We start from the raw sequence: 3032 nt of genomic DNA, 5'->3' as shown, positions 1-3032 counted from the left end.
GGGTAAGGGAATCGGGTGGCGCTGCAGGGGGGCCCCCTGGCCCTGGCGGCGGACGCCGCCCCCGACCCGACGCACCTCCAGCGCCTGCGCAGGCTGGCAGACCACGTGCGACCGGCGCTGGTATCCGAACACCTCGCCTGGTCCACCTGGCGCAATCACTATTACCCGGACCTGTTGCCATTCCCGCGCAGCCACGAGGCCCTGGTACGCATCGCAGACAACATACAGCGTACCCAGGATGCCCTGGGGCGCAGCATTGCCATCGAAAATCCCAGCCATTACCTGCACCTGGACGGCCACGACTGGGATGAAATCGACTTTCTCACCGAGCTGACGCAGCGCACTGGTTGCGCCCTGCTGCTCGACATCAACAACGTGCACGTCAGCGCGCACAACATCGATTTTGATCCGGCCGCCTACATCGATCGCTTCCCGGGCCAGGCCGTCGCGGAGATTCATCTGGCGGGGCACAGCCATGACGCCGGCGGTGCGTTGCTCATCGACTCCCACGACGCCCCGGTCGCTGACCCGGTCTGGGCCCTGTATCAGCGCTTGATCCAGCGCATCGGCCCGCGCCCGACGCTGATCGAGCGCGATGACAACGTACCCGCGTTCACGGCATTGCTCGGCGAACGCGCGCACGCCCAGGCCATGCTCGACCGACTGGGAGCGACGCAATGATCAGACGTCTCGAACACTTCCAGGACGCCTTCATCGAGGCCTTGCAGGTACGTGCCGCCCCGGAACTGTCCGCCCTCACCGCGCAACCCGGCTTTCAGGTGTACCGCAATACCGTACTCAAGGGCTGCGTCGAGGCGCTGTGTGACAACTTCCCCAGCGTCGAACGCCTGGTCGGCCGTGACTGGCTGCGCGCGGCGGCGGTCGTTCATGCCAACGCCTGCGCACCAAGCGATGCCCGCCTGATCTTCTACGGGGCGGACTTTCCCGCGTTTCTCGCGGCCTTCGAGCCGGCCCGGGAGCTGCCCTACCTGGGCCCGGTGGCCCAACTCGACTACCTGTGGATAGAGGCCTTCTGTGCCGTGCAGGAGCCCGCGCTGGAACTTGCCAGCCTGGCCGGCGTGTCGCCCGAGGCACTGGCAACCTGTCACCTGCGCCCGCGCGCCAGCGCACGCTGGCGGTGGTTCGACGAGCAACCGATCTACAGCCTCTGGCGCTGCAACCGCGAAGGGGTGGACCTGCCTGACAACCTGCCCTGGCAGGGCGAAGGCGCTTTGCTGGTGGGCCATTGCGATGGCGTCACCTGGCACGCGCTCGAACCCGCTGGCTGCGTGTTTCTGGACGCCTGCGCTGCCGGACACGATCTGGAGCGGGCCTCGGCCCTGGCCTTGCAGCGGCAAGGCGACCTGGACTTTACCGACCTGCTCAGCCGCTTGCTGGGTGCCCGCGTGTTCTCTCCCCTTGTTCTTGCATGAAGGAAATAGCCATGGATATCACCCAGCCGTCGTCCAACAACAGCCGCGCCACAGTGCGTCAACGCTGGGACCAGGTGTGCGACCTGCTTCAGCGCCTGATCAGCGACTCGACGCTCAGCCTGGTGGCGCGCATCAGCGTTGCGGCGATCTTCTTTCTCTCGGGGCGCACCAAGGTCGAGGGGCTGTTGACCATCACCCCCGGTACCTATGAGCTGTTTCGTAGCGAATACGCCCTGCCGCTGCTGTCACCGCACCTGGCCGCCCACCTGGCGACCTATGCCGAGCATGTGTTTCCGCTGCTGCTGATCGTCGGCCTGTTCTCGCGCCTGTCTGCCCTGGCGCTGCTGGGCATGACTGCGGTCATCCAGGTATTCGTCTACCCCGATGCCTGGCCAACGCACCTGTCCTGGGCCGGATTGCTGCTGGTCATCATCGGCCGGGGCGCCGGGGCGTGGTCGCTGGACAGGCTGCTGCGCATTCGCTGAATGCGACTGGCGCAGGCAATGCTGTGCGCTTCAGGTCGTGGGCGCTCCGTGCCCCTCTACCGTTTATGAGAGAGGGGCAGGAACCGAGGCCCACGGCTGAATGCATCAAGGCTATTACGGCAGGTACGGCAGGCTCAGGGGCTCATTGCCCGGCCGGTACATTGCCCGCCGTCTGCCCGAAGAGGATCTTCTTGCCCGCCTCGGTCACCGTCGGGCGGCTGGAGAACGGCTCACCCCTGGCGTAGGCCCTGACCGTGGCCGGGCGCTGGGCGATGGCCTCGAACCAGCGGCGCACATGGGGGAAGTCGTCGAGGTTCTGCTGCTGGTTCTTCCACGGCACGATCCAGGGGTAGCACGCCATGTCGGCAATGCTGTACTGCTCGCCGGCAACGAAGGTGCTGTCCGCCAGGCGACGATCCAGCACGCCATAGAGGCGGTTGGTTTCGTTGACGTAGCGGTTGATCGCGTAGGGGATCTTTTCCGGTGCATAGATCCCGAAATGATGGTTCTGCCCGGCCATCGGCCCAAGCCCGCCCATTTGCCAGAACAGCCATTCCGTCACCGTCTTGCGGCCACGCAGGTCGGTGGGCAGGAACAACCCGGTTTTTTCCGCCAGGTACAGCAGGATGGCGCCGGATTCGAACACCGTCACTGCTTCCCCGCCATCGGCCGGCGCAGTGTCGATGATGGCGGGCATGCGGTTGTTCGGCGAGAACGCGAGGAAATCGGGCTTGAACTGGTCGCCCGCGCTGATATCCACCGGGTGGATGCGGTAGTCCAGGCCGGCCTCTTCCAGAAACAGGGTGATCTTGTGGCCGTTGGGTGTTGGCCAGTAGTAGAGCTCGATCATCGTTGGTGGTCCCCGTGAAGGTTCAAGTGACTGTCAAGCAGGGTCAGCGCTGGCCGTACCATGCCTTCGAGCAGTTCACGCTCCGGCCGCGTTCGGGCCAGGACGCGAACGCCCAGGAGAATGCCCAGCAGCAGGCGCGCCAGATCGTCCGCCGGCTGCGCGCAGGTAATGGCGCCGCTGTGCTGGCCGGCCAGCACGCAGCGCCGGAAAAAGGCCTCGATCTGTTTCAGGACAGCAGCCCCCGCGCGCTGGAAGTCGGGGTCG

4 protein-coding genes and 1 pseudogene are annotated in these 3032 nt (G+C 65.7%); 4 read left to right on the top strand and 1 reads right to left on the bottom strand.

Features of this window, described 5'->3' with window-relative positions:
- Window positions 1–9 precede the first annotated feature (9 nt).
- The 3 genes and pseudogenes from QMX98_RS33620 to QMX98_RS33610 form a co-directional block, all read left to right on the top strand.
- Window positions 10–681, top strand: a pseudogene (locus tag QMX98_RS33620) (DUF692 domain-containing protein); the annotation flags it as partial.
- Window positions 678–1433: a DNA-binding domain-containing protein gene (locus QMX98_RS33615; protein WP_021703076.1), complete on the top strand. Its 756-nt coding sequence runs from the start codon at window positions 678–680 to the stop codon at window positions 1431–1433. The pseudogene QMX98_RS33620 and the gene QMX98_RS33615, both read left to right, overlap by 4 nt.
- A gap of 11 nt (window positions 1434–1444) precedes the next feature.
- Window positions 1445–1918 (top strand): DoxX family protein, encoded by a 474-nt coding sequence (locus QMX98_RS33610; RefSeq protein ID WP_021703075.1) that lies wholly within the window; start codon window positions 1445–1447, stop codon window positions 1916–1918.
- Between the two features lie 142 nt (window positions 1919–2060).
- On the opposite strand, the gene QMX98_RS33605 is transcribed toward QMX98_RS33610, so the two are convergent.
- Window positions 2061–2768: a glutathione binding-like protein gene (locus tag QMX98_RS33605; protein ID WP_021703074.1), complete on the bottom strand. Its 708-nt coding sequence runs from the start codon at window positions 2766–2768 to the stop codon at window positions 2061–2063.
- Window positions 2769–2782: 14 nt separating this feature from the next.
- On the opposite strand from QMX98_RS33605, the gene QMX98_RS33600 reads away from it, so the two are divergent.
- Window positions 2783–3032 (top strand): hypothetical protein (locus tag QMX98_RS33600; RefSeq protein WP_282412040.1); only part of this gene is annotated, 250 nt, incomplete at its 3' end.

It is taken from the genome of Pseudomonas sp. PS02303, assembly GCF_029959925.1.
Taxonomy (GTDB): domain Bacteria; phylum Pseudomonadota; class Gammaproteobacteria; order Pseudomonadales; family Pseudomonadaceae; genus Aquipseudomonas; species Aquipseudomonas mandelii.
Note: the sequence above shows the minus strand (reverse complement) of the source record. Positions and strands in the feature narration are given on the sequence as shown.